The following is a 24719-nucleotide window of genomic DNA, read 5'->3' as shown; positions in this document are numbered from 1 at the left end:
TGATGGGAGATAGAAATATGACAAACCTTTCACAACTAACTCCAGCTGAACTTCGTCAGCGAATCCGTAACAATCAGCTTATTCAACCAACAGCAGGCATGGCAAACGGCTATGCTCAAGCTAATTTAGCTATTTTACCAAAGAAACAAGCTTTTGACTTTCTATTGTTCTGTCAGCGTAACCCTAAATCGTGTCCTCTTTTAGATGTAACAGACGTTGAATCTCCGGTGCCAAAATTTGCAGCTCCGTTGGGAGATATTCGCACAGACATTCCAAAGTATCGAATCTATGAAAATGGGGAACTAGTAAAAGAAGTAACCGATATCACAGACTATTGGACAGAAGATATGGTAGCTTTCCTTATCGGCTGTAGCTTTACATTTGAACACGCGCTTTTAAACAACGACATACCTGTTCGTCACATTGAAGAAAACTGTAATGTTCCTATGTATAAAACAAATATTTCGTGCACTGAAGCAGGAATATTTCGCGGCTCGACGGTAGTTAGTATGCGTCCAATTCCTCAGCAAGACGTAGTGCGGGCAGCCCAAGTAACTTCACGTTTTCCCGCTGTGCACGGGGGGCCTGTTCACATTGGAGATCCCGCTGCGATAGGCATTGAAGACCTGCACTCTCCGGATTTTGGTGATGCTGTTTCGATTAAGGAAGGGGAAGTGCCCGTATTTTGGGCTTGTGGGGTAACTCCTCAAGCAGTAGCAATGGAAACAAAACCTTCTATTATGATTACACATGCTCCGGGGTATATGTTTATCACAGATATTCGAGATGAAAAACTAGGTGTCTTATAAAAGAAAGAGGTGTAGATATGAATCAAACCGTAACAAAAGCGTCAGCTGTTATTTCTCCGCTTGGCGACTCAGCGCTTGTTATAACGTTTGGAGATAGCATTCAGTACGACATTCATAAACAAATTAAAACGTGTAAAGATTCGATAGAATTAAATCCTTTTCCTGGGTTTATCGAATGCGTTCCGGCATTTACGAACCTGACAATCTTTTATAACCCCCTTGAAGTTGTAGCAGCCGTGAAAAAGAAGGAGAAAAAAGAATTTGTGTCTCCTTTTGAAGTAGTGTCTTCTACCCTTCAAAGTAAACTAGAAAACGAACAGACAGAAAAAGAGTTAGCTCATCGTACGGTTTCCATTCCAGTTTGCTACGGAGGCGAGTATGGACCTGATCTTGAATATGTCGCTCGTCACCATAACTTAACACCTGAAGAGGTAATAAGTATTCATTCTGAAGGTGAATACTTAGCGTACATGATTGGATTTGCTCCTGGATTTCCGTTTCTCGGAGGACTATCTGAAAAAATTGCTACGTCTCGCCGACCGTCTCCTCGCACCTCTATTCCTGCTGGCTCGGTTGGTATTGCGGGAATGCAAACAGGAGTGTATCCTATTTCCACTCCCGGAGGATGGCAATTAATTGGGCAAACGCCGGTTAAATTGTTTTTGCCGGAACAAACCCCTCCAAGTTTGCTGCAGGCTGGAGATATTGTAAAATTCGAGCCTATCTCTAAAGAAGAGTATCAAGAAATGCAGGCAAAGGAGGGGGAAAAATGAGTATTCGAGTAAGTAAAGCCGGGTTATTAACGAGCATTCAAGATTTAGGAAGAAGAGGGTTTCAACAGCACGGTGTAATTGTAAGCGGTGCAATGGATTCTTATTCCCTTCGAATTGCTAATTTACTAGTTGGTAACGATGAAAATGAAGCGGGACTTGAAGTTACGCTAATGGGGCCTACCCTTGAAATAGAAAGTGATTGTTTAGTAGCGATGACAGGGGGAGATTTAACTCCTTCGGTCAACGGAAAGCCAGTACCTATGTGGAAACCTTTATTTATTCCAAAAGGAAGCACTTTATCATTTGGTCCTTGTAAAACAGGGTGTCGTTCCTATCTATCTGTAGCAGGAGGGTTTGCTATTGATGAAGTGTTAAATAGTAAAAGTACGTATTTAAGAGGTGAACTCGGGGGCTACAAAGGAAGAGCATTACAAACAGACGATGTTTTACCTCTATCTGTTCCTGCTGCTTCAAAGCCTGCTTTTCTTTCCAATGAACTGATAAACGGAGTATATACTTCTTCATGGTCCGTAAATTATAAAGAGTTTGTTCATTTTACAAAGAAACCAGGCGTTCGTGTTATGAACGGCAGTCAGTTTGATTTATTTACAGCTGAAAGCAAAAGTCATTTTATGAAAGAGCTTTTTAAAGTATCGAATCAATCAGATCGAATGGGCTATCGAATGGATGGACCTTCTCTTCAGCTTCAAGAAAAAAAGAGTTATTGTCTGAAGCCGTTTCACAAGGTTCTGTTCAAGTCCCGCCGGATGGAAATCCCATCATCCTGTTAGCAGACCGTCAAACCACGGGGGGATACCCTAAAATTGCTCAAGTCATCACAGCGGATTTACCGCTTTTAGCTCAAGTAAAGCCTGGAGAACCCATTTACTTTTCTCACATTTCGCTTCATGAAGCAGAAAAAATCTATTTAGAAAAAGAACAGATGCTTCAAGAATTGAAGATTGCTATTAACCTTGCGTCAACTAAATAACACAAAACGGGAGTGACAAGAAATGATAAACGTACGTGAATTGCAAGAAGTTGTTTCATTAATGAATGAATCTGATATTCAAAAGCTCCATATTGAACATGAAGGAACAAAAGTTGTCATTGATAAAGCGGGAATCCCTTTAGAGGACCCAGCTGTTACAGAAGTGAAAACTGAAGAAGTACAAGCAAAAGCTGCTGCCACTGAACAAGCGCCTCAAGATTCTATGTCTGTAAACTCAGCAGACAATAATGAAAAACAAATCTTATCACCAATGGTCGGAACGTTTTACGCCAAGCCAGAAGCAGACGCCGATCCCTTTATTCAAGTAGGGCAAACAATTGAATGTAAAGATGTTGTGTGTGTGATTGAAGCGATGAAGCTGTTTAACGAAGTCGATGCGGGAATAGAAGGAGAAGTGCTTAAAATTCTTGTGAAAGACGGAGATGTTGTTGAGTTTGGACAGCCTTTATTTACCGTAAAGTCATACTAAAGTATACATACTGTCAGGAGGAGTCATTATGTTCAAAAAGGTCTTAATCGCAAACCGCGGCGAGATTGCAGTTCGTATCATTCGGGCTTGTAAAGAGATGGGGATTGCAACCGTGGCGGTTTATTCAGAAGCAGACAAAGATGCACTTCACGTGAAGCTAGCAGATGAGTCATTTTGTATTGGCAAAACGTCTTCTAAAGAAAGCTACTTAAACATTCGTAATTTGCTTACCGTAGCGCAAGTAACCAAAGCAGACGCTATTCATCCCGGCTATGGATTTTTAGCTGAAAATGCTGATTTTGCTGAGATGTGTGAATCCTATGATATTACCTTTATTGGTCCAAAAGCGGAAGCCATCCGTAAAATGGGAGCAAAAGCTGTAGCAAGAGATACAATGAAACAAGCCGGTGTGCCTATTGTACCTGGAACAGAAGGGCTGATTAAAGATAGCAGCTCAGCTATGCCAGTAGCACGGGAAATAGGTTATCCAATCATCGTAAAAGCTACAGCGGGCGGGGGCGGAAAAGGAATGCGTCTAGCTCATAGCGAAGAAGAGCTAGAAAAAGCAATTCGTCAAGCTCAGCATGAAGCAGAAACAGCCTTTGGAAACGGCGGCGTATATCTTGAAAAATATTTAGAAGAGCCGAAACACATTGAAATTCAAATTATTGCTGATGAAGAAGGGAAAGTGGTTCATTTAGGGGAACGAGATTGTTCGATTCAACGCCGTCATCAAAAATTGGTAGAAGAAGCTCCGTCTCCTGCGGTAGATGAAAACCTTCGTGCTAAAATGGGCAAAGCGGCGGTCTTGGCAGCTAAAGCAGTTGATTATACAGGTGTCGGAACAGTTGAGTTTCTATTAGATAAGCACGGGCATTTTTACTTTATGGAAATGAACACGCGAATTCAAGTTGAACACCCTGTTACAGAACTTGTAACAAACATTGACTTAATTAAAGAACAAATTTCAGTAGCAGCAGGCTACCCGCTATCATTTGCTCAGCAGGATGTTCAGTTAAAGGGATGGGCAATTGAATGCCGGATCAATGCAGAAAATCCGGCTAAAAACTTTATGCCTTCTCCTGGAAAAGTCGAGATGTATTTACCTCCTGGCGGATACGGGGTTCGTGTAGACAGCGCCGTTTACCCAGGCTATGAAATTTCTCCATTTTATGATTCAATGGTGGCGAAATTAATTGTAACGGGGAAAGATCGAAATGAAGCGATTCAACGAATGAAACGCGCACTCGAAGAATTTATCATTATAGGTATTCATACAACCATTCCTTTTCATTTAGAATTACTGAACCATCCTTCTTTTAAGGAAGGGGATTTCACAACCAAATTTCTAGAAAGTAATCCTATCTCAATTAAAGAACTAGAAATGGTGTAAGAAAGGAAAGTGCTCTTATAAGGGAGTGCTTTCCTTTTTTTCTTCATGTATAATAAAAAGAACATATAATTAGCTAGTAAGCTATACGTCTATCAAATACATGTATTCGCACAAATAAGGGAGAAGGTTTTATGCAAGCTAACAATAAAACAGTCGTTAAATCCATGCAGATTCTCACGCTTTTTATCAAGCACCCTAAGCTGACCTTCACAGAAATGATGGAGTATTCAGGCGTTCCGAAAACTTCTTTGCATCGGATGGTTGGTTCGCTTGAAGAGATGGGATTTTTAACAAAAGACGAGCAAGGATACTATTCGCTAGGACTTTTATTCTTGCAATTTGGTCAGCTAGTGGCTAATCGCTTAGATATTAGAAATATCGCAAAGCCTGTAATGGAAACGCTCCGAGACGAAGTAGAAGAAGCGGTTAATTTAATTGTACGAGATGGGAATGAAGCTATGTATATTGAAAAAGTAGATACGCTTCATCCAGTGCGTCTCTATACATCAATTGGAAGGCGTTCACCTCTTTATGCAGGAGCTTGTTCACGCATTATCTTGGCGCATTTACCCGAAAAAGAACAAGAGGAATATATTACTCAAACGGAGCTAGCTCCAATAGGTATTGGAACCATTACAGATCAAAAGAAACTAAGAAGTGTATTAAAAGAAGCAAAAGAAAAAGGGTATACCATTAGCACCTCTGAATTAGAAAACTTTACAACATCCGTGAGCGCGCCGATTGTAAATCATCAAAATGAAGTGGTTGCAGGCATTAGCGTAGCGGGAATTGAAGTGAGATTTCAAGGAGATAGACTGCCGTTCATTATTCAAAAAGTAACAGAAGCGGCGAGCCTAATTTCTGAAAGACTCGGTTATCAAGGATCATTAAAGTAGCATACATACATAGAAAAATGGAGGTAGACCATTGAAACGATTAGAAGGAAAAACAGTCGCACTCGTAGGTCAGCGTAAAGTAGAAGAAATCAGCAAAATTGTTGAAAACCTTGGCGGGACCCCGCTTGTACGACCTGCACAAGGAACAATCTTTTTAGATGACACACACTTAGAAGCAGATATTAAAGAACTGGTAAAAGGAAATTATGATTGGTTTATTTTTACGACAGGCGTCGGGACGGAAATTTTGTATAAAACAGCAGAAAAGCTAGGGCTGGTCGACGAATTTCTGTCTTCTTTACAAGCAGCTCATATTGCTGCACGCGGGTATAAAACTGTAAATATGTTAAAAAAGCTAGGCATTACTCCAACTGTTCGAGATGATGATGGAAGTACAGCGGGACTAGTCAGGGCACTTCATTCATTTTCTTTTGAAGGAAAGCATGTAGCGCTTCAGCTTCACGGAGATCCTGCACCAAAATTGATTGACTTTTTATCGAATCAAAAAGCCAAATTTAAAGAGATTTTACCGTATCAGCATATTCCACCAAAATTAGAAGTCATGGAACAGCTTATAAACGAATTAATAAGCGGAAAAATTGATGCTGTTAATTTCACAAGCGCTCCCCAAGCCCGTTTTTTATTTTCGTTTGCAAGAGAACAAGGACAAGCCGATCAAATTAGAGAACTCTTTGAAAGCTCTGTAGTAGCTGTGGCCGTTGGGAAAGTAACCGCTGCTGCTTTAAAAGAAGAAGGAGTAGGCCGTATTGTTATTCCCGATCAAGAAAGAATGGGAAGCGCAATTGTAGCTTTAGAACACTATTATCAGCAGCGTGATTAAAAAAACCTTCTCGCCTCACAGCGAGAAGGTTTTTTGTATGACTTAATTCATACTTTGTCGAATATTGTGTTTAATAATTACCGATCTCTCTCTTTTTGAATACTTCAAGCAATGAATAAGAATAAATCAGTTACTATTCCAGAAAATCATTTTCAAATATTGTAAAAACGGTAAAAAAAGGTTAAAAATAGACGTAGATGTTAAAAAATTGTTACGTTCACTTTAGCAATAACTTATATCCCACCAGCTTAAAAAATCTTGATCGCCTATTTTATCATGTTAAAAACAGGGCTGTGTAAAGCCCGGTAGATTATTTATTTTAACAGGGATATAAAGGTATATTTTTGCAGGTGAAGGATGAATGTATACACAAGCGTTAAATGTTACATGACTGAAATACAATTGTAATATTGTTATTCTTTTTTTGAACGTTTATCGTGGTATAATTTTCGTAGATTTTCATTAGCATATTTAGCTATTTATCGACAAATACAGTGAACTTTACATAAATTGTCAGACTTTTATACATATCGATACATAATTAGAAATTACTAGTTTAACAGAGCGAGAAAGCGGAGGAATTCATATTGAAAAAGAAAATGCTTTTACTTAACACAACGGTTTTATTAGGCCTAGGAGGAGTTTTATCGACTCCAGCATATGCCTCTACTATTCAGGATATGGAATCACAAAAATCTCAAATTCAAAATCAGCGTCAAGATGTGCAATCTAACATCAAAGCAGCTTCTGATGAATTAACGCGCCTTCAAGCAGAACAAGATCAAATGAAAGCACAACTTGAGCGCTTAACATTAGCAGAAGAAGAAAACAATAAAAAAGCCCAAAAAACAGAAGCCGATATTAAAGAAACGTCTAAACAAGTAGAGCAGCTTCAAAAAGAAATTAAGCTGCTTCAAGAAAAACTTGAAAAACGAAACGATATTTTAAAAGATCGTGCACGTTCTCTGCAAGAAAGCGGCGGTAACGTAGAGTATTTACAAGTTTTACTTGGTTCTTCAAGCTTCAGTGATTTTGTAGACCGCGCGTTAGCTGTTTCAACTATTGTAGATGCAGACCGTGGTATTTTAAAAGAAACTAAAAATATGCAAGACGAATTAAAAACAAAACAAGCTGATGTTAAATCTAAGCTTGCTAGCTTAGAAGACATGAAGGCAGAACTGGATGAAATGACTGTCCAGCTAGCAGCTCAAAAGAAACAAAAAGATGCACTGGCAAAAGAACTAAAAGATAAAGAAGCAAAAAATGAAGAACTAAAAGCTTCTCTACAAGCAAAAGACAGCTCTCTTGCAAATGAACAGTCTACGCTTGAACAAAATATTAAAGATCAAAAAGCTGCAGAAGAAGCAGCAAGAAAAGCAGCTGAACAAGCGGCTGAAGAGGCAGTTAAGAAAGCAGCTGAGCAAGCTCAAAAAGCAGCGGCTGCGCCAGCTGAAAAAGCCGATTCATCTTCTGCTAAGGCAGAAGCACCAAAAGCAAGCAGCAATGATGTGGCACCTACAAGCGCTCCGGCTCCAAAAGCTAGCAATGTTGTAACAGTAGGAAACCGCTGGATTGGAAACTCTGCTTACGTATTTGGCGGAGGACGCAGCCAGTCTGATATTAACCACGGTTTATTTGACTGCTCGTCATTTGTACACTGGGCATATGCTCAGGTAGGCGTTAACCTTGGACCTCTTGGATCTGTAAGTACAGAAACGTTAAAACATGCTGGAACACAAGTGTCTTCTAGTCAAATGCAGCCTGGCGATCTTGTTTTCTTCGATACATATAAAAAAGACGGCCACGTTGGCATTTATGTAGGAGGCGGCAAGTTCATCGGTGCTCAAAGTTCAACAGGTGTTGCAATTGCAAACATGAGCAGCGGCTACTGGAAACAAAAATTCAACGGACGCGTAGTTCGTATTTAATAGGGTATAGTAAAAAGAAAACATCCAATTTGGGTGTTTTCTTTTTACATTGTAAGGAGCGTATGACTATGAATTCTATTTTTGATCATATACAACCCAACTTAGATATTTTATTTGTCGGTTTTAATCCAAGCATCCGTTCCGGCGAAACGGGTCATCATTTTGCTAATCCAACCAATCGTTTCTGGACGATTCTTCATAAAGCAGGTTTGACAGATCGTAAATATCATCCGGAGGAAGATCACTCGCTGCTCCAGCTAGGATACGGTTTAACAAATATTGTAGAGCGTCCTACAAAGGCAGCTGATGAGATTACAAAAGAAGAATATGCAGAAGGCAGAGAAATCTTAAAGAAAAAAATAGCTACATATACGCCTAAAATCGTTTGTTTTGTTGGAAAAGGTGTCTATCAGCAGTACAGCGGACGCAAGCAAGTAAAGTGGGGTAAACAAGATAAATCGATGGTATCAGGAATAATGGACTTTGTTGCTCCGTCTTCAAGCGGGCTCGTTCGGATGAAAGTAGATGAAGTAGTCGCCATTTATGCAGAGCTTCCGACGTTGCTGCGTACATTAAAATAGAGAAAGCCCTAGGGCTTTCTCTATTTTGTAAACGAAATATCAATTTGAATAATTTCTGATCGGCTCCCGATTCGAAGCGGAGGACCCCAAAAGCCAAATCCTGAAGAGACAATGGTATGCAGTTGATTATTTTGCTTGTAGCCCCAATCAATTTCAAATAACCGCTTGGTGATCAAATGATTAGGTGCCATTTGCCCTCTGTGAGTATGGCCGCATAGCAGTAAATCTACGCCTGCTTGTTCCGCTTCTTTTAAAGAAAGCGGCTGATGATCCATTGCAATGACAGGTAGAGAACGATCCGTTTCACTCGCTAAATCGAAAAAGCTGTCTCGATTTTTATCCGTCTTGTCTTTTCTTCCTATTAAATACAAGCTATCACCTATGTTTAATACTTCATCCATTAAAATAGGAATGTTCATTTCTTTCATTCTTTCCACAAACTGAGGGATCTTCCCGCCGTAATACTCATGGTTTCCCAAAATTCCATATGTGCCTAAAGGCGCTTTGAGCTGCTTCATCATATAATCCATTTCTTTTTTAAAGAATACTTGGGGATCATCGTCAATAATATCTCCAGGAAGTAAAATAAGATCCGGCTGTATCTTTTGTACATGAGTGATTAACCGCTGCAAATGTTTTTTGCCCGACAATGTGCCAAAGTGCATATCAGATGCTACAGCAATGCGAAGGTTTTTCCGATTCGTCTTTTTAGCAAGTGAAATCGTGTATTTTCTTACCACAGGACTGTAAGCATTATACGTACCGTAAGCAAAAATGAATAAAAAAGCGGCAATTATGAAAAATCCGATTGAATCGATAGCTGTAGAAAGCGAAGCGCCTAGAAAAGTAAGAATATATACGGCTAGATTACTTAAAGGAAACAATAGAACCGAATATTGAATAAATCCTAACCAGTACGATCCCACAATTTTAAATATGCTCACTTGTTGAAACGCACGACCGATGATAAAGGAATAAGCAAAAAACACAACGATCACCGTAAGAATCCATTTGTTTTCCACTTTAAACATTGTGTGAAGCCACACCCAAGCGTTCCATCCGATGTACAGTACGAATAAATTATATAAAATAACAACTAAAATAGACCTTACTAACATACTTACTTTCATACGCTAACCTCTTTTCTTTCATCCGTAATTCCACTATAGCTCATTTTTATTGCTTCAACAAAATTTTATCTCTTCTTCTCATCAATAAAATTTTTGCTTTTCACACAAACGAAAAAACACACCTATAAAACAAGGTGTGTTTTTTGTATTAATGATGGTGATGCGCGTGGTGAAGGCTGCTAATCACAAATTCAGGCTCTGGAACGTGGAAGTATTGAATCCATACCCCTTCTAAAAATTTCTCGCGTTTATCTAAAATGATATCGATATCTTTATCTGTTTTTACGATTTCATCATGTTCAGTCGGCGTATCAAATTTCCAATCATAATGCGCGTGATCACCGTGGTCGATAGTTACATATACACGAATCATTTTTTCTTGACCTTCTGGGCTAGCCAACGCATTTTTTAACACTTTTGCTGCGTTTCGATTAATTTTTACTTCCATTTCGAAAACTCCATTCTGTAACTTAGTATGTAAAGTATTTTCGCAAACTTAAACGAAAAAGAGAAATTTTTTGCCTGACGCTCCCTATAGAGTTGCTTCATTCCAACGTAATACGCTACACTACATAAATGAACGAAAAAGGAGCGTGTGATGAATGAAGATCGTTATTTTAGGTGACACTCATATTCCAAAAAGAGCGAAACATTTTCCAAAAAGACTCCTAGCCGAATTGGAAACAGCTGATGCTATTATTCATACTGGGGATTTTCAAACGATAGATGTATACAATGACCTGCGTGTGTTTGCTCCTGTACATGGGGTGATTGGAAATGTAGACAGTGAAGAGCTTCAGCAAGTACTTCCATCTTCATTACTTCTTCCGTTTGACGACGTTACGATTGGCGTAACCCACGGTCATGGCAAAGGAAAAACGACTGAAAAACGTGCACTTTTGGCATTTGAACATGAACAAGTCGACGCAGTAATTTTTGGTCATTCTCACATTCCTATTCATAAACAAATTGGTGATATTACGTTGTTTAATCCAGGTTCCGCTACTGACAAGCGGCGTGAAAAGCAATTTTCGTTTGGACTGCTGTACATACAAAAAAACACGCTGCATTTTGAACATGTTTTTTATGATTCTAAAGACTAAAACAAGAGAGGGCTCTTGTTTTAGCATTTTTACGTTGTATGGTCTAAATGAGCAATATATTCGTGAAGCTTATTTTCTTCGTAATCATTTAAGTCATGCATCGGAATAACCTGCTGAGTTTGAGGATCCGTTCCTCTTACTTCTGCAATTTTTACTCCTTCTTTATAGATATTAAAAATATCTTTTTCTTCCCCGCGCTGAACCTTTTCTGTTTCAAACATTGAAAAAGACTTGCTGTTTTTACTCTCTTCCATTAAAATCACCTACTTTTTTTATCGTACTCTTATCTTTTCACACCCATTGTTAATTATGTATACACTCGATGACTAAAGGAATATGAAGTCTTGCCGATAGAAAGAAAGTGCACGATCACTTTTAACTACGGAGAGAGAGGCTACATAGCATGGAGAGAGTAAGAAAAAAAGGTCCCTTAATAACTTTAAGACAAAGCTGGTGCTAGCATTTGCAGCGATCTTATTAGTGCCATCTGTTACGATAGGTGTATCAGCTTACATAACGGCGAAACATGAAATTGAAAACCAAATTATTAACACAGCACAGCAAAATGTACAGTCCATTAATTCAGTGATCGACGATACTGTTGGACCAAAAATTCACGATGTAGAGTTTTTTGCGTCCGTGGTGAACAACGAGCGCTATAATGAAAAAGATATGGCTTCTTTAAGCAAAGATTTCAACTTATATGCTTCACTTCATCCAGAAGCCATCAGTATTTTTACAGGAAATCAGCAGGGGAAGTTTATTCAATCACCTAAAAAAGTAACACAAGCAGGCTATGATCCAAGAAAACGAGATTGGTACAAGCTAGCTATGCAAAACAAAGGAAAAACAGTTGTGACTGAACCTTATCCTTCGGCTTCTACAGGGCAGACCGTTATTACTGTAGCAAAAACAACGGCAGATGGTACCGGGGTTGTTGCTTTAAATTTAGATATAAGCCGCATTAATAAAACTGTCAGCAAAGTAAAAATCGGTGAAAAAGGATATCCATTTCTTTTAGATGGTGAAAGGAAATACATTGTTCATCCTACGGAAAAAGCAGGAACAAAAGTGACAGACTCTCTTTTTGACAAGCTTTATACAAAGAGTTCCGGGTCTTTTGAGTATACCTTTAACGGTGATGAAAAAAAGATGGTCTTTACGACAAATAAAACAACGAATTGGAAAGTTGCAGGTACGATGTATTCATCAGAGGTAAGTGAAGCAGCACAACCTATCTTTTACAAAACGCTATTTATTATCGTAGCTTGTCTGATAATCGGTAGTCTTACTATTTTTGCGGTGTTGCAATCGATTATTAAACCGCTCAAACAGCTTAAGAATCAGGCTCTGAGCGTTAGTGAAGGAGATCTGACAACAGCGATTACCGTCAATTCAAAGGATGAAATCGGCGAGTTAGGGTATGCTTTTAGTCAGATGCAAAATAATCTTCGCACATTAATTCAAAATGTTGAAATGAGTGCAGAACAAGTGGCTGCTTCTTCAGAAGAGCTAACGGCCAGCTCACAGCAAACGAGCGCTGCGACTGAACAAGTATCGGTTGCGATACAAGAAGTGGCTTCTAGCGCAGAAAAACAAACGGCTGTTATTGACCAAAATACAGCTTCTTTAGATGAGATTGTCCAAGGAGTTTTCACCATTGCTCAGCGTACAGAAATTGTTTCTCAGCTATCAAATCACACAACGTCTGAAGCTGTAGAAGGCGGAAAAGCCGTGAGAGAAACGGTCGAACAAATGGAATCCATTTCTCAATCCGTCGAGCTATCTAATACAACGATTCGTACTTTGTTTCAACGTTCAAAAGAAGTTGGAATCATTTTAGAAGTAATCAGCGGCATTGCTGCTCAAACAAATTTACTAGCCTTAAATGCTGCAATCGAAGCGGCACGAGCTGGAGAACATGGAAAAGGGTTTTCCGTTGTAGCAGCGGAAGTGAGAAAGCTGGCAGAACAATCACAAGTGTCCGCGTCTCAAATTTCTGAGCTTATTCAAGCTATTCAACAAGATACCCAGGAATCTGTACATACAATGGAGCAAGTTACAAACAAAGTTGAAGAAGGACGAACAATATCACAAACGGCTATTCAAAAATTCGAACACATTCTAAGCAGCATGAATGAAACGACTCCGCAAGTAGAAGAAGTTGCTGCAACTGCTCAGCAAATTTCAGCAGCGATTGAAGAAGTGGCCCGTAAAGCGGGTGAAATGGCGATCCTTGCTAAAGGAAATGCAGCTACATCTGAAGAAGTGGCTGCATCAACTGAAGAACAGCTGGCTTCAATGGAGGAAATTGCTGTTTCCGCACAATCTCTGTCTCAAATGGCAGAACAATTAACAGCGCTCATTAGCAAATTTAATTTGTAAACTTTCGTCAAATCGTCATAGACCTCTTTTATATTGGAAAAAGTAGAACATACACACATGAAAGAGGTGACAGTATGATGGAGCAAACAAAAATGACCTTTGAGCCAGCTTCAATTAACGATGATATGCATGCGAAGCTTAAACAGCTAGAAGAGCAGTTTCAACAAACGTTAGGAAAAAGAGTGGCTTTAGTTGCATACGAAGCTGAAAAATAAAGAAACAAAAAAAGAAAAGACCTGGTGTCTTTTCTTTTTTTGTTTCAATAAGGTTAACATACATTAAATTACAAGTTTTTTTCATATATTTTCTCGAAATAAGTTATAAATTAGTGTAAAATTACACTTTTATGGTGTTATTTTACTTTTTGTATGGTATAATTTCACAGAAATAAAGAAAGGAGCTTACAGTTTAGAATGAAGAAAAACGTGTTGTTAGGAACTTTTTTATCTTTTTATCTAGTGGGTTCATATGCCTCTTATCATATTTATAAACAGCAGCAAAGCCATCCTGTAACGGGGGATGTTGCTCGGCTTCTTCCTACAAAAGTCAAAGAAATAAAGCATGGAACAACTGAAAAACAGCTGAAAGATTGGGTGAAAAACGCTTCACAGCATCATGAAAAAATAGCGATTTCAGGCATGCAGCACAGTCAAGGAGGGCAGACGTACTATCCGAATGCTATTTTACTTGATATGAAGCAGTACAATAAAATTATAGATTACAAGCCACGTCAAAAAGAAATTACGGTTCAAAGTGGGACAACATGGAATGACATTCAGCAATATATACATAAAGATGGTCTTGCTCTTCAAGTTATGCAATCACAAAATATTTTTACCGTTGGAGGTTCTATCAGCGTGAACGTACACGGCAGAGATATTCGATACGGTTCTTTAATGGATACGGTAAAATCTATGCGTGTTCTGCAGGCCGACGGATCTATTATCGAAATTAGCCGGACAAAACACCCTGAGCTGTTTTCTTTAGTAAACGGAGGCTACGGGTTATTTGGGGTCATTTTAGATGTGACACTTCGTTTGACGGACGATGAATGGTACGAAGATGAAATTATCAGCTTAGATTATAGACAGTATACAGCGTATTTTAAAAACTACGTACAGCATAACCCTGACGTTCGTATGCATATGGCGCGTATTTCTGTTTCTCCTAATCAATTGCTAACAGATATGTACTTCACAAACTATCGCTTATCTTCTCAGAATACTTCTACTGTAAAAGAACCGCTCAAAACAGAAAAAATAGTGGCGCTTCCTAAATTTATGCTAGGGCTGTCTCGGTACAGTGACTGGGGAAAAGATATGCTGTGGGAAACACAAAAGGCTTATTTCTTAAGACAAAATGGACGGCTTGAAACAAGAAATAATGTTATGCGTTCTGAAAATGATTTTATGGAATACGAAAGTGTTAGCCGGACGGAAGTTTTACAGGAATACTTCGTTCCGGTTGATGAATTTGCTTCTTACATCGATGATTTACGCGAAGTGTTAGCAACAGAGAAATTAAATTTACTGAACATTACTGTTCGCTATGTAGAAAAAGACAATAAAGCAGTCATGTCTTATGCAAAAGACGATATGTTTGCTCTCGTTTTACTTATTAACCAGAAAAAAGACCATCAAGGCATGGCTGATACACAAAGAGTTGTCAGAAAAATGGTGGATGTGACGCTGCAGCATCAGGGAAGCTATTACTTGCCTTACTACGGCTACCCAAGCAAGAAGCAATTAGAAGAGGCTTACCCTCATACAACCGCCTTTTTTAATTTGAAAAGAAAATATGATCGGAACGAAACGTTCGTTAATTTATTTTATAAGGAGTATGGAAAATGACTTACAAACAACTCTTACACTCACAAAGCCTGATGATTACCGCAAGCAGTATTGTTTTTCCTTTTTACCTTTTACTGCTTCGAAATCTTGGCGATAGTTATTCACAATTTGGCTTAGCTTACGGAATTTTCGCTTTAACCGCAGCTTTGAGTCACCCTTTGATCGGTTCATGGAGTGACAGAGTAGGAGAAAAGCGCTTGCTCATTTTATATACGTTTGGGATGGCGGTTGTTATGCTTGTGATTCCCGTTCTATCAACTATTACGCAGGTGTATATCATTCAAGTTATAATGGGGCTACTTGGAGCTCTTCAAAAAACAGCAGAAAAAATAGCGTTATCTAGGCAGACAGATCGTGCTCATACGGGAAAACAAGTAGGACACTATCATTTATGGACCTCTATATGGGCAGCTTTAGCCGTAATTGCAACAGGGTATATCATTGATTTTCTTACAATCGGCAGCCTTTTTTACATCACTTCGTTTATGTATGTAGCGGCAGGGGTATTAATATGGCAAAAACCAAAAACAATCGAGCTTGAACGCCACCATTCGCTGTAAATGCATATATGGACAGGTCACTTGAATTTTTTAGTTCGTATTATAAGATACTATAAAAAATTTATGTTCTCCCGATATAAGTACTGAAAGGAGAAACGTTTATGCAAGGTATAAGTATATCAGGGCAAGATGCATGGTCTTCTATTATAGTATCGTTCGCTATTTTCATCATTATATGGGGTCTGATTCCAGGCTTAACTATAAAGTATGTATGTAAAAGTCAAACACTAGGTATAGCAAGTTTTTTTGTTGGTATTGCCTATGGGGTTAAAGCAGGTCATTTCCTTATTTAAATACGATTTGGTGTAAGTAAGGAAGCTTGGACCGCTATTAGCTAAGTGGGAATCCCTTTTGTTTCCTGTTATTTTTTTAGAGCAATTCTCCATAATAACAGTTAAAGAGGTGAATCCGATGACAGATAACAATGTTGGGTTTGGAGTTAGCGGAGGCGAAGAGACTAGAAAAAAATCTACTATTTCTAGTGAAGCTCCTATATCTAATGATGTACAACAAAACCAAAAACAAGATAACTACGAAAAGCTTAGCCATCAACTAAATTCATTATCTGATGATGAATTTAGAGCAGATCGTGATGAAGATTAAGGGTTACCTATCAAAAAAGAATATTTAAATTAAATAAAGTATTATGAAAGTAAACTAATTGGATTCCATGACTTTAACGTGATAGCATTAACTACTGGTACAAACATACCACTTGACTATTTTGACATGCTATCTTGTCAAAGTTCTTAGTTATTTCTTTGATAACTGAGAATCCATTTGTAACCTTTAAGTAGAGATATAAAGGTAATCCTTCACTTTAATAAGTGAAGGATTTTTTTTATCATTTCGTAATGGTTTTGTGATGGTTTGGATTAACGGGGATAAAATAGATACATTGTATACAATGTAAACGTCGTCATGTATAATGTAACTTATTCTTAGTTAAAAACTTGAATGAGCAGGATAGACATACTCGGATAAGCGGAGGCATACACCAGTGTCTAAGAAAATACATGATTTTAATGATATTATCCGAAAGCTGCGCAAAAAACTTTTTGGAAAAGGTCCAGAACGAATTCATACTGTATTTGTTCAAAATATGGCAATTTCAACTTTGTACGGCAACTTAACGCCAGCTGAACAATTTATCGCGAGAACAACCGAAGGTAAAGAGACGGTACATATGGCAAGAACGAAGCTTATTCAAAACCTTTATGCTTCATCTCCTCCAGAGGGGCTTGAAGACTTGTTAGGAGCTAAGCTGGAGTACTTATTTTCTGATATCAAAGTAGAAGAAGATATCGCTGTTTCTGTGTTTGTGTTTGAAACCAATATTCAGTAGAACAACGTAAAATACATAATTTAATTAAATGAAAGAGAAGTAGGATCTGCTTGTTTTTTATTTGGTTTTATTATAGATAATGATGACTGATATACTGTAAAGAAAGTGCAGGATTATTAGGCACCATTCAAAAACCTTGTGTAAAAGGTGTTTTTGAGTGCTGCCTTTTTTAGTTAAGGAGGAGTTTTATGGCATTTCACAAGCTGGATAAAATGTTAAACATCGCTTTAGAAGCAGGGGTTTCAAAAACGAAGCTATCCCTTTCTTCCATTCTTATGCTAGGGTTTTTAGGAGGCGCCTTTATTGCGCTTGGTTTTTTACTAGATGTACGCGCCATTGGCAATTTACCAGCTGAATGGGGAAGTTTATCGAATCTTTTAGGAGGGGCCGTCTTTCCTGTAGGTCTTATGCTGGTCGTACTTGGGGGAGCGGAGCTTATTACAGGGAATATGATGTCTGTTTCCATTGCCCTGTATGCAAGAAAAATTTCACTTCGTCACTTGCTTCATAACTGGTTTTGGGTCACTCTTGCTAACTTTTTAGGTGCCGCATTTATTGCATATTTCTTTGGACATACATATTGTAGGTTTAACAGAAACAGGGCCTTTTTTAGATAAAACGGTAGTAATTGCTCAAGCTAAAATTGATGAATCGTTTTTTAAAACGCTTATTTCCGCTGTGCGCTGCAACTGGCTTGTATGTTTAGCTATTTGGCTTTCATACGGCGCTGGCGATGTTACGGGGAAATTCTTGGTATTTGGTTTCCGATTATGGCATTTGTTGCGATTGGCTTTCAGCACGTTGTAGCCAATATGTTTATTATTCCCGCTGCTATTTTTGCAGGTCACTTTACATGGTTTGATTTTATGACAAATATTGTCCCTACCTTTATTGGAAATATGATAGGAGGAGCTGTATTTGTAGGTCTTATTTATTTTTCTTCTTATCAACAGAAACAAAAAGAACAATTAAAAAAAGCTTCTTAAGCGGTTTTATCAGTTGTCATTAAAAAAAAGCAGTCTCTTAGTAAAGAGGCTGCTTTTTTGATAGTGAAAGGTGAAAAATGTATTTTTAACAATTTATGTATGATAACATATAAATCAATTAAGGTTCGGTAAACGTTCAAATTCGTTTTTTTATTTTCATAATAATATTATGGTTAACTAGATGATAAGGAATACATGCACAAGAGAGAGAAAGAAAGATTGAATATTGGTATAGGGTTAATTCTACTATCTGTCGCACTACTATTTCTTATATCAGGAATGTTTTTACGCAAAAAGAGAAAAAAGGTATGTAGCAACAGTTTGCTAATCGCAGGAACATTGATTTTATCAGCAGGTCTATTATTAATCACTGGTTTATATGATCCGTATGCAAATCATATTTAATAACTTACTAACGGAGAGTGAAGAAATTGAAGTTCATGTTTGCTGTTTTATTTATCATGTTTGGTAGCATTTTAGTTGGTTTGAACAGTAATAGTCTAGGCGCAATAGGTAATAACATGCTGCATTTAGCTGGCATTGGGTGCCTTATAGCAGCTATTTTTATAGCAAAAAGCAAAAAAGATACCAAACGCCGGACAAAAAAAGAATGCGATGTTTAATTATGCATTCTTTTTTGATGTGAGCAGCTCTAGGTCTTTGTCGTCCACTTTTTCTTACGATTATTATAAAATAGAGAATAACAGCTATACATACAGCAGTAAGGTGGTATTTAACAATGAAACACTCTAACAAAACAATCGGTATTGTAGCGCATGTCGATGCAGGAAAGACTACGTTTTCCGAACAGCTTCTTTATCATACAAAAAGTATTAAACAACGAGGAAGAGTCGACCACAAAGATTCCTTTCTTGATACCCATACGATTGAAAAAGAACGAGGAATTACGGTATTTGCCGATCAAGGAACTTTTTCATATAACGATTCTACCTATTATTTGATTGATACGCCAGGTCACGTCGACTTCTCACCTGAAATGGAACGTTCTATTCAAGTGATGGACTACGCCATTGTTATCTTAAGTGCAGTAGAAGGAGTTGAAGGCCATACAGAAACGGTTTGGCAGCTGCTTCAAAAACATCGTGTGCCCGTATTCTTTTTCATCAATAAAATCGATCGTGTAGGAGCAGATCCTGAACGTGTTATAAACGATATTAAACATAACTTAACCCCCGGTGTTTTTGACATAACGTCAGAGCTTATAGATGGATCGTTAAGTGAGGAACTTATTGAATTTATAGCTGAAAAAGATGAAGAGCTTTTAGATGCATTTATGGAAAGCAAGAATGATCAAGCTTATTGGAGAGCGGCTATGCAAAAGCTTATTCAAACCAATCAGCTTTTTCCGTGTGCTTGTGGCTCAGCTTTACAAGACATCGGTATTAAAGAATTTTTAGAGAAGGTTGATTTGTTAACAGAAACCCGCTACTCGAAGGAAGAAGCATTTTCAGGGCGTGTATATAAAATTCGGCACGATGAAAACGGCATGCGCATCACGTTTATCAAAGCTTTGGGCGGGACATTGCAAGTGCGTGATGAAGTGGCTTATGAAAAAAACGGAGAGATATATGAAGAAAAAATCACTCAAATTCGTGCTTATAACGGAAGCACATTCAAAAACGTAAATGAAGGTTCAGCCGGCGAACTTTTTGCGGTTACAGGGTTGTCTTCAGCATTGATTGGAGACGGTCTTGGAACATTAAAAGAAAGCCGCTCCTACGAACTTTTGCCTACGTTAAAATCAAAAGTTGTTTTTGCGCCTTCTGTTCATCCAAAAGAAGGAATTAAACTTTTTCAATTATTAGATGCCGAAGACCCTTCTTTACATGTGACGTGGGAAGAAAGGACTCAAGAGCTTCATATTCATGTGATGGGAGCAATTCAGCTTGAAGTTCTCGAAAAACTGATAAAAGAACGTTTTAATATAAACGTACAGTTTGAAGAACCAGAAATTTTATACAAAGAATCCATTCAAAATACAGTGATGGGCTACGGGCATTTTGAACCGTTGAAACACTATGCAGAAGTTCATTTGAAAATAGAAGCAGCGGAACGAAACAGCGGAATTACTTTTGAAAATGCTTGTCACGCCGACGATTTATCCGTTGGGTATCAAAATCTAGTCCGTCAGCATATATTTGAAAAGCCGCATCACGGTTTGCTAACGGGTTCACCTATTACTGATATAAAAGTGACATTATGTACTGGACGAGCTCACAACAAGCATACAAGCGGTGGAGATTTTAGAGAAGCAACGTACCGTGCACTGCGACAAGGGTTAGAAAAAGCAGAAAATATTGTGCTAGAACCGTATTATGACTTTAAAATTAAAGTAGATATTGATCAAATGGGAAGAGTATTAGCTGATGTTCAAAGCGCACACGGTCGCTTTGATTCTCCTGTAACAACCGAAAACAAAGCGATTATTACAGGAAAAGTTCCTGTTGCTACTTTTATGAACTACGGTTCGACGCTAGCATCTTTTACGCACGGAAAAGGCGCGATGTCTCTATTATTCGGAGGATATGAACGCTGTCATAATGAAGAAGAAGTGATTGAACGAATCTGCTACAATAAAGAGGCGGATCCCGAATACAGTTCATCCTCCGTCTTTTGCGCCAAAGGACAGGGCTATACGGTTTCTTGGAAAGAAGCAGAGGAAAAAATGCACTGTTTATAAAAAGCACTGTAGCGATTGCTACAGTTTTTTCTTTCGTAGCAACCTTTCAACAGCTGTTTTCTCCATACCTTTACAATAAAAACCACATTATAGTATAGTTTACTTATATTTCTAAAAAAGAGGTGATAGAAACATGGATGCAACTGTTAAAACAACTAAAAGTGGGATAATAGGGGGGATTCTCGGAGGAATTTCACTTTTATATGTCATTATTAATACTTTATTGATTCTTAACTTTTTTACAGGACTAATTTTTGCTGAAAAACTTCAAGGTCTGCCTATTGTTGCTCCTATCTTTTTAGTTCCGCTCATGATTGTTCCTGCAATTATTGGTTTCTTTATAAAAAAAGACAAGCTCTGTCTATGGGCGATTATTTTAAATATCATCTTGTTTCTTGTACCAATTGGTTACCATGTCATCGGTACGTTAGTATTCGGCCCTTAATTAAAAAACGAACAAACTTTATATTGAAGTTTGTTCGTTTTTTAAAATCTCAAATTTATTAGCAATAGATAACTTATATGCGACATTTCCAATAACTTCTTGTGATTCATTATAAATAGGAGATTCACCTAACTCGAAAAACTTGTCTTGTAAGATAATGCCTTGTTTCTCCATTTAAAAACCTCCTTTAGAATATATTACCATATTTTACGCCAGTTGAGTTGTGACAAGATCATTTTCATCCCCTTTTTTCATGAGTGTTACTAAATAAAGTTCATCCTTGCGTTCTGCTTGCAATGAAAAGAATGAAAATAGTCTTCAAAGCTCATAATGTGTAAAGGAGACCCTGCTTGTGATAACACTAGGTGAACGTAAAGCAATTTGTTAGATATACATAAGGAGATGATACTTTATGCCTCAATGGCACCCGCATCGTGAACAAAAAAATTTACCTGATGAATTTCCTGTTAATCCGCTTTTTTCTCGACAAGGAGAAGTGACGATTCCAAGGCTGCGTATCGGTGATCAAGGTATGCTTCCAGAAACAGCTTATCAAATCATTCATGATGAAATTGCTTTAGACGGAAATGCCCGTTTAAATTTAGCTACGTTTGTTACTACGTGGATGGAGCCTGATGCAAAGCGTTTATACGGAGAGTCTTTTGATAAGAATATGATCGATAAAGATGAGTATCCGCAGACAGCGGCTATTGAAGAGAGATGTGTACGTATTTTAGCGGATTTGTGGAATTCACCTAATTGTGATACAACGATGGGCGTTTCTACTACAGGTTCATCTGAAGCTTGTATGCTTGGCGGACTGGCGTTAAAAAGACGCTGGCAGAAACTGCGTAAAAGTAAAGGTCTATCAACGGACCGGCCGAACATTGTATTTAGTTCATCCGTTCAAGTGGTGTGGGAGAAATTCGCAAACTATTGGGACGTAGAGCCTCGTTATGTGAACATTAATGCAGATCATCCTTATTTAGATGCAGAAGGCGTCATTAATGCGGTTGACGAAAATACAATTGGCGTCGTACCGATTCTTGGAGTCACGTATACAGGGGTTTACGAACCAATTGCTGCTATCGCAAAAGCATTAGATGAGTTACAGGAAAAAACAGGGTTAGATATTCCTATCCATGTAGATGCTGCTTCTGGAGGTTTTATCGCTCCATTTCTTCAACCAGACCTTATCTGGGATTTCCGCTTGCCGCGAGTAAAGTCCATTAACGTGTCAGGACACAAGTATGGTTTAGTTTACCCTGGTTTAGGGTGGGTGATTTGGAGAGAAAAAGAGGACTTGCCTGAAGATCTTATTTTCCGCGTTTCTTATTTAGGGGGCAACATGCCAACTTTTGCGCTCAACTTCTCTAGACCAGGAGCACAAGTTCTTTTGCAGTACTACAATTTCTTGCGTTTAGGTAAAGACGGCTATTATGCCGTGCAAAAAACCTCACAAGAAAACGCGCTGTTTCTCAGCAAAGAAATTGGAGAAATGGAAGCATTCGAAATTCTTGCTGATGGCTCAGATATCCCGGTTCTTGCTTGGAAACTAAAAGAAGGATACACGCCAAACTGGACTCTTTATGACTTGTCTAGACAATTACGCACGTATGGATGGCAAGTGCCTGCTTATCCACTCCCAGCAGACATGGAAGAAATAACAATCATGCGCATTGTTGTTAGAAATGGATTTTCAAGGGACCTTGCCCATTTATTTATGGTTAATTTCAAACAAGCCGTTGAATTTCTTAACTCGTTGGATAGACCTGTTCTTAAAGACACGAAATACGACAATGGATTTCATCATTAACATCTGTTACGAAAACACAAAGCCGTGTTTGGAAAAGGTACATGGCTTTGTGTTTTTTATGCATAAAAAGATATTTTTTCTAAAAAAATTCCATAAACAACACAAGAAAATATTCTTATATTTTCTTAATTTTGGTATAATAACTCCTAAGGTTTTATAGTTCTTTAGAATTATATAAACCCTAAAAAAAGATAAAAAAAGGGGATGATAGTCTATGAAAATGTTGAAAGTTGCTTTTGGTATTCCATTATTAGCTGTATTGCTGACAGCCTGTAGCGATGAGTCCAGTGAAACTGTATCGCAAAAAGAAGAGCCTACAGAGAAATCAACAGCGGTTCATACGAAAGAAAATGGCAACAAAACGGCTGTAAAAGAATCATCGCCGAATACATTACAAACAAAAGCATCAACAATTAAAAAAGCAGTTAATTCTAAAGAAGCTGATCGCGATTACTTATTAAATGTAATGAATGGTTATCAGTATATCCAAGTAGGTGACAATCAGTATATTTACTATGGCATTAATCAAGAGCAAAATGTTTTTTGTATGATGGAAGTTAATTTTGACGCGAATGGTGATTATGTAGAAAACATCAATTTTGTTGATAATGCTTCAGAAGAACAAATTGCTTTGCTTCAAAACCAAATACAAGAACAACAAAAGCAATTATCAGACCTTGAACAGCAGCAAATGGAAAAAGAATTAGATGATTACTATGCGCAGCTAGAAGAAGACCGACAAAAAGAAGAAGAGGCGCAGGCCAAGACTGATGCAGAAGCTGAAGCTCAGGCAGAAGCAGATCGTAAAGCGGAGGAAGAACGTTTAGCAGAAGAAGAGAAGAAACAGCAGGAGGAAGAGGAAGATCAGGCTGACTCAGAAGATGAGGCCCAAACGGAATCGGAATCAGAGAAAGAAGAAGATACAGAAGCAATTGAGGAAGAGGAACCAGCCGAACAAATAGTTTTCCAAGAGCAAGCTATCCAGCTAGTTCGTGAGCAACAAGGCATATCAGAAGATTCACCTCTTCTTGTAGAATACGATCACGTTGACGATTCAGGAAACTATATTATCCATGTTTATGAAAATGTTGTGGATAATGAAGAAACAGGAGAGGGACATACAGCTACACAAGGATGGTATCAAGTAAGTCCTAGCGATGGGTCAATTACTGATGTTATGGTAGACGGTTACTAATAAAATAAGCTGTTTATTAAACATAAAAAGAGCGACACAAAACCTCAAAAGCAGATATTATGCTTTTGAGGTTTTGATTCCTGTTGACTATAAACCACAATAAAATGGAACTTTTTCGAAATTAAAACGTAGTAACTAAAGTATAGAAAAGTTTTTAAGTTGTAAAGCACTATACATATTACTTTACAAAAATTAATAGGGAGTGAATAGTATAGAGCATTTACAAGCAGCAACAGAGTGCCCAGAAAGAAAAAGTTTATACTATGTATGTAACGCTTTAAACGATAGTTCATAAACAACAAAGGGGATTATTAAATGCCGCTAATGCTCATTATAAATGTATTATAAAAAAAGCCTAATTTATCAGTTCCACGCTTTAAGATCTAGAGGATGACAGCCCCATTAAAAATGGCTGTCTTTTTTTGTCGGAATTTGAATATAGAATTATATGGTTATGTTAAAAGTTAAGTAGTATCATAGTCGTAGTTATAAAGTAATTAT

The 24719-nt window shown here is 38.0% G+C and carries 26 protein-coding genes and 2 pseudogenes; 24 read left to right on the top strand and 4 right to left on the bottom strand.

Annotated elements, in window-relative coordinates:
* The first annotated feature begins 17 nt into the window (after nt 1-17).
* The 9 genes and pseudogenes from Q5794_RS13255 to mug all read left to right on the top strand — a co-directional run bounded on the left by Q5794_RS13255 (nt 18) and on the right by mug (nt 8702).
* Entirely contained in the window at nt 18-809 is a 792-nt protein-coding gene (locus Q5794_RS13255; RefSeq protein WP_374988014.1) for a putative hydro-lyase, read from the top strand.
* Nucleotides 810-826: 17 nt separating this feature from the next.
* Complete coding sequence (gene pxpB / locus Q5794_RS13250) at nt 827-1582, top strand: 5-oxoprolinase subunit PxpB (protein WP_214988133.1); 756 nt, start codon at nt 827-829, stop codon at nt 1580-1582.
* Nucleotides 1579-2573: pseudogene (locus Q5794_RS13245) on the top strand (biotin-dependent carboxyltransferase family protein). The gene pxpB and the pseudogene Q5794_RS13245 overlap by 4 nt, the downstream one beginning before the upstream one ends.
* 22 nt (nt 2574-2595) lie before the next feature.
* Nucleotides 2596-3063: an acetyl-CoA carboxylase biotin carboxyl carrier protein gene (accB, locus tag Q5794_RS13240; RefSeq protein WP_214988128.1), complete on the top strand. Its 468-nt coding sequence runs from the start codon at nt 2596-2598 to the stop codon at nt 3061-3063.
* A gap of 28 nt (nt 3064-3091) precedes the next feature.
* Entirely contained in the window at nt 3092-4456 is a 1365-nt protein-coding gene (gene accC / locus Q5794_RS13235; protein WP_214988125.1) for an acetyl-CoA carboxylase biotin carboxylase subunit, read from the top strand.
* Between the two features lie 131 nt (nt 4457-4587).
* Complete coding sequence (locus Q5794_RS13230) at nt 4588-5352, top strand: IclR family transcriptional regulator (protein ID WP_214988122.1); 765 nt, start codon at nt 4588-4590, stop codon at nt 5350-5352.
* 31 nt (nt 5353-5383) lie between these two features.
* A complete protein-coding gene (locus tag Q5794_RS13225) occupies nt 5384-6193 on the top strand; it encodes a uroporphyrinogen-III synthase (protein WP_214988120.1) in 810 nt (269 codons plus the stop codon).
* A gap of 587 nt (nt 6194-6780) precedes the next feature.
* Nucleotides 6781-8121, top strand: coding sequence for a coiled-coil domain-containing protein (locus tag Q5794_RS13220; protein ID WP_374989194.1), 1341 nt, complete (start codon nt 6781-6783; stop codon nt 8119-8121).
* A gap of 68 nt (nt 8122-8189) precedes the next feature.
* On the top strand, nt 8190-8702 hold the full coding sequence (gene mug, locus Q5794_RS13215; protein ID WP_057243513.1) for a G/U mismatch-specific DNA glycosylase: 513 nt from the start codon (nt 8190-8192) through the stop codon (nt 8700-8702).
* A 20-nt stretch (nt 8703-8722) separates the two neighbouring features.
* On the opposite strand, the gene Q5794_RS13210 is transcribed toward mug, so the two are convergent.
* Nucleotides 8723-9832, bottom strand: coding sequence for a metallophosphoesterase (locus Q5794_RS13210; RefSeq protein WP_374989193.1), 1110 nt, complete (start codon nt 9830-9832; stop codon nt 8723-8725).
* A 148-nt stretch (nt 9833-9980) separates the two neighbouring features.
* Nucleotides 9981-10280 carry an iron-sulfur cluster assembly accessory protein gene (locus Q5794_RS13205; RefSeq protein WP_374989192.1) on the bottom strand — a complete coding sequence of 100 codons (300 nt, stop codon included), beginning with the start codon at nt 10278-10280 and terminating at the stop codon, nt 9981-9983.
* Nucleotides 10281-10434: 154 nt separating this feature from the next.
* On the opposite strand from Q5794_RS13205, the gene Q5794_RS13200 reads away from it, so the two are divergent.
* Nucleotides 10435-10935 (top strand): metallophosphoesterase family protein, encoded by a 501-nt coding sequence (locus Q5794_RS13200; RefSeq protein ID WP_192993379.1) that lies wholly within the window; start codon nt 10435-10437, stop codon nt 10933-10935.
* A gap of 29 nt (nt 10936-10964) precedes the next feature.
* Here Q5794_RS13200 and Q5794_RS13195 read toward each other — a convergent pair whose 3' ends face one another.
* Nucleotides 10965-11189: a hypothetical protein gene (locus Q5794_RS13195; RefSeq protein WP_014459961.1), complete on the bottom strand. Its 225-nt coding sequence runs from the start codon at nt 11187-11189 to the stop codon at nt 10965-10967.
* Between the two features lie 199 nt (nt 11190-11388).
* On the opposite strand from Q5794_RS13195, the gene Q5794_RS13190 reads away from it, so the two are divergent.
* The 12 genes and pseudogenes from Q5794_RS13190 (at nt 11389) to Q5794_RS13135 (ending at nt 21207) form a co-directional block, all read left to right on the top strand.
* Nucleotides 11389-13320, top strand: coding sequence for a methyl-accepting chemotaxis protein (locus tag Q5794_RS13190; protein ID WP_374989191.1), 1932 nt, complete (start codon nt 11389-11391; stop codon nt 13318-13320).
* A 74-nt stretch (nt 13321-13394) separates the two neighbouring features.
* A complete protein-coding gene (locus tag Q5794_RS13185; protein ID WP_016764236.1) occupies nt 13395-13535 on the top strand; it encodes a hypothetical protein in 141 nt (46 codons plus the stop codon).
* Between the two features lie 198 nt (nt 13536-13733).
* On the top strand, nt 13734-15170 hold the full coding sequence (locus Q5794_RS13180) for an FAD-dependent oxidoreductase (RefSeq protein ID WP_374989190.1): 1437 nt from the start codon (nt 13734-13736) through the stop codon (nt 15168-15170).
* Nucleotides 15167-15730 carry an MFS transporter gene (locus tag Q5794_RS13175; protein WP_116516163.1) on the top strand — a complete coding sequence of 188 codons (564 nt, stop codon included), beginning with the start codon at nt 15167-15169 and terminating at the stop codon, nt 15728-15730. The genes Q5794_RS13180 and Q5794_RS13175 overlap by 4 nt, the downstream gene beginning before the upstream one ends.
* Before the next feature lie 101 nt (nt 15731-15831).
* On the top strand, nt 15832-16023 hold the full coding sequence (locus Q5794_RS13170) for a hypothetical protein (protein ID WP_025751820.1): 192 nt from the start codon (nt 15832-15834) through the stop codon (nt 16021-16023).
* 118 nt (nt 16024-16141) lie between these two features.
* Entirely contained in the window at nt 16142-16333 is a 192-nt protein-coding gene (locus tag Q5794_RS13165) for a hypothetical protein (RefSeq protein ID WP_060745561.1), read from the top strand.
* Between the two features lie 397 nt (nt 16334-16730).
* Nucleotides 16731-17075, top strand: coding sequence for a DUF2294 domain-containing protein (locus Q5794_RS13160; RefSeq protein WP_013057171.1), 345 nt, complete (start codon nt 16731-16733; stop codon nt 17073-17075).
* Between the two features lie 188 nt (nt 17076-17263).
* A complete protein-coding gene (locus Q5794_RS13155; RefSeq protein WP_374989189.1) occupies nt 17264-17692 on the top strand; it encodes a formate/nitrite transporter family protein in 429 nt (142 codons plus the stop codon).
* Nucleotides 17619-18061 (top strand): annotated as a pseudogene (locus Q5794_RS13150) (formate/nitrite transporter family protein). The gene Q5794_RS13155 and the pseudogene Q5794_RS13150 overlap by 74 nt, the downstream one beginning before the upstream one ends.
* A gap of 440 nt (nt 18062-18501) precedes the next feature.
* Nucleotides 18502-18684, top strand: coding sequence for a hypothetical protein (locus Q5794_RS13145; protein ID WP_251034238.1), 183 nt, complete (start codon nt 18502-18504; stop codon nt 18682-18684).
* Between the two features lie 116 nt (nt 18685-18800).
* Nucleotides 18801-20762 carry a GTP-binding protein gene (locus Q5794_RS13140; RefSeq protein ID WP_374989188.1) on the top strand — a complete coding sequence of 654 codons (1962 nt, stop codon included), beginning with the start codon at nt 18801-18803 and terminating at the stop codon, nt 20760-20762.
* A 133-nt stretch (nt 20763-20895) separates the two neighbouring features.
* Nucleotides 20896-21207: a hypothetical protein gene (locus Q5794_RS13135; RefSeq protein WP_269870703.1), complete on the top strand. Its 312-nt coding sequence runs from the start codon at nt 20896-20898 to the stop codon at nt 21205-21207.
* Nucleotides 21208-21225: 18 nt separating this feature from the next.
* On the opposite strand, the gene Q5794_RS13130 is transcribed toward Q5794_RS13135, so the two are convergent.
* Nucleotides 21226-21381, bottom strand: a complete 156-nt coding sequence (locus Q5794_RS13130; RefSeq protein ID WP_214988103.1) for a hypothetical protein — start codon at nt 21379-21381, stop codon at nt 21226-21228.
* Between the two features lie 238 nt (nt 21382-21619).
* Between Q5794_RS13130 and Q5794_RS13125 the strand changes: the two genes are divergently transcribed.
* Both Q5794_RS13125 and Q5794_RS13120 read left to right on the top strand, forming a co-directional pair.
* A complete protein-coding gene (locus Q5794_RS13125) occupies nt 21620-23023 on the top strand; it encodes a glutamate decarboxylase (RefSeq protein WP_214988101.1) in 1404 nt (467 codons plus the stop codon).
* Nucleotides 23024-23237: 214 nt separating this feature from the next.
* Nucleotides 23238-24218 carry a hypothetical protein gene (locus tag Q5794_RS13120; RefSeq protein ID WP_214988099.1) on the top strand — a complete coding sequence of 327 codons (981 nt, stop codon included), beginning with the start codon at nt 23238-23240 and terminating at the stop codon, nt 24216-24218.
* The last annotated feature ends 501 nt before the right edge of the window (nt 24219-24719 follow it).

The organism is Priestia megaterium, assembly GCF_041941685.1.
GTDB lineage: Bacteria > Bacillota > Bacilli > Bacillales > Bacillaceae_H > Priestia > Priestia megaterium_C.
Note: the sequence above shows the minus strand (reverse complement) of the source record. Positions and strands in the feature narration are given on the sequence as shown.

Coding starts and splice junctions, on each gene's coding strand:
- Q5794_RS13255 (WP_374988014.1), top strand. CDS start 18: ATGACAAACCTTTCACAACTAACTCCAGCTGAACTTCGTCAGCGAATC.
- pxpB (WP_214988133.1), top strand. CDS start 827: ATGAATCAAACCGTAACAAAAGCGTCAGCTGTTATTTCTCCGCTTGGC.
- accB (WP_214988128.1), top strand. CDS start 2,596: ATGATAAACGTACGTGAATTGCAAGAAGTTGTTTCATTAATGAATGAA.
- accC (WP_214988125.1), top strand. CDS start 3,092: ATGTTCAAAAAGGTCTTAATCGCAAACCGCGGCGAGATTGCAGTTCGT.
- Q5794_RS13230 (WP_214988122.1), top strand. CDS start 4,588: ATGCAAGCTAACAATAAAACAGTCGTTAAATCCATGCAGATTCTCACG.
- mug (WP_057243513.1), top strand. CDS start 8,190: ATGAATTCTATTTTTGATCATATACAACCCAACTTAGATATTTTATTT.
- Q5794_RS13210 (WP_374989193.1), bottom strand. CDS start 9,832: ATGAAAGTAAGTATGTTAGTAAGGTCTATTTTAGTTGTTATTTTATAT.
- Q5794_RS13205 (WP_374989192.1), bottom strand. CDS start 10,280: ATGGAAGTAAAAATTAATCGAAACGCAGCAAAAGTGTTAAAAAATGCG.
- Q5794_RS13200 (WP_192993379.1), top strand. CDS start 10,435: ATGAAGATCGTTATTTTAGGTGACACTCATATTCCAAAAAGAGCGAAA.
- Q5794_RS13195 (WP_014459961.1), bottom strand. CDS start 11,189: ATGGAAGAGAGTAAAAACAGCAAGTCTTTTTCAATGTTTGAAACAGAA.
- Q5794_RS13185 (WP_016764236.1), top strand. CDS start 13,395: ATGATGGAGCAAACAAAAATGACCTTTGAGCCAGCTTCAATTAACGAT.
- Q5794_RS13180 (WP_374989190.1), top strand. CDS start 13,734: ATGAAGAAAAACGTGTTGTTAGGAACTTTTTTATCTTTTTATCTAGTG.
- Q5794_RS13175 (WP_116516163.1), top strand. CDS start 15,167: ATGACTTACAAACAACTCTTACACTCACAAAGCCTGATGATTACCGCA.
- Q5794_RS13170 (WP_025751820.1), top strand. CDS start 15,832: ATGCAAGGTATAAGTATATCAGGGCAAGATGCATGGTCTTCTATTATA.
- Q5794_RS13165 (WP_060745561.1), top strand. CDS start 16,142: ATGACAGATAACAATGTTGGGTTTGGAGTTAGCGGAGGCGAAGAGACT.
- Q5794_RS13155 (WP_374989189.1), top strand. CDS start 17,264: ATGGCATTTCACAAGCTGGATAAAATGTTAAACATCGCTTTAGAAGCA.
- Q5794_RS13145 (WP_251034238.1), top strand. CDS start 18,502: ATGTTTGCTGTTTTATTTATCATGTTTGGTAGCATTTTAGTTGGTTTG.
- Q5794_RS13140 (WP_374989188.1), top strand. CDS start 18,801: ATGAAACACTCTAACAAAACAATCGGTATTGTAGCGCATGTCGATGCA.
- Q5794_RS13135 (WP_269870703.1), top strand. CDS start 20,896: ATGGATGCAACTGTTAAAACAACTAAAAGTGGGATAATAGGGGGGATT.
- Q5794_RS13130 (WP_214988103.1), bottom strand. CDS start 21,381: ATGGAGAAACAAGGCATTATCTTACAAGACAAGTTTTTCGAGTTAGGT.
- Q5794_RS13125 (WP_214988101.1), top strand. CDS start 21,620: ATGCCTCAATGGCACCCGCATCGTGAACAAAAAAATTTACCTGATGAA.
- Q5794_RS13120 (WP_214988099.1), top strand. CDS start 23,238: ATGAAAATGTTGAAAGTTGCTTTTGGTATTCCATTATTAGCTGTATTG.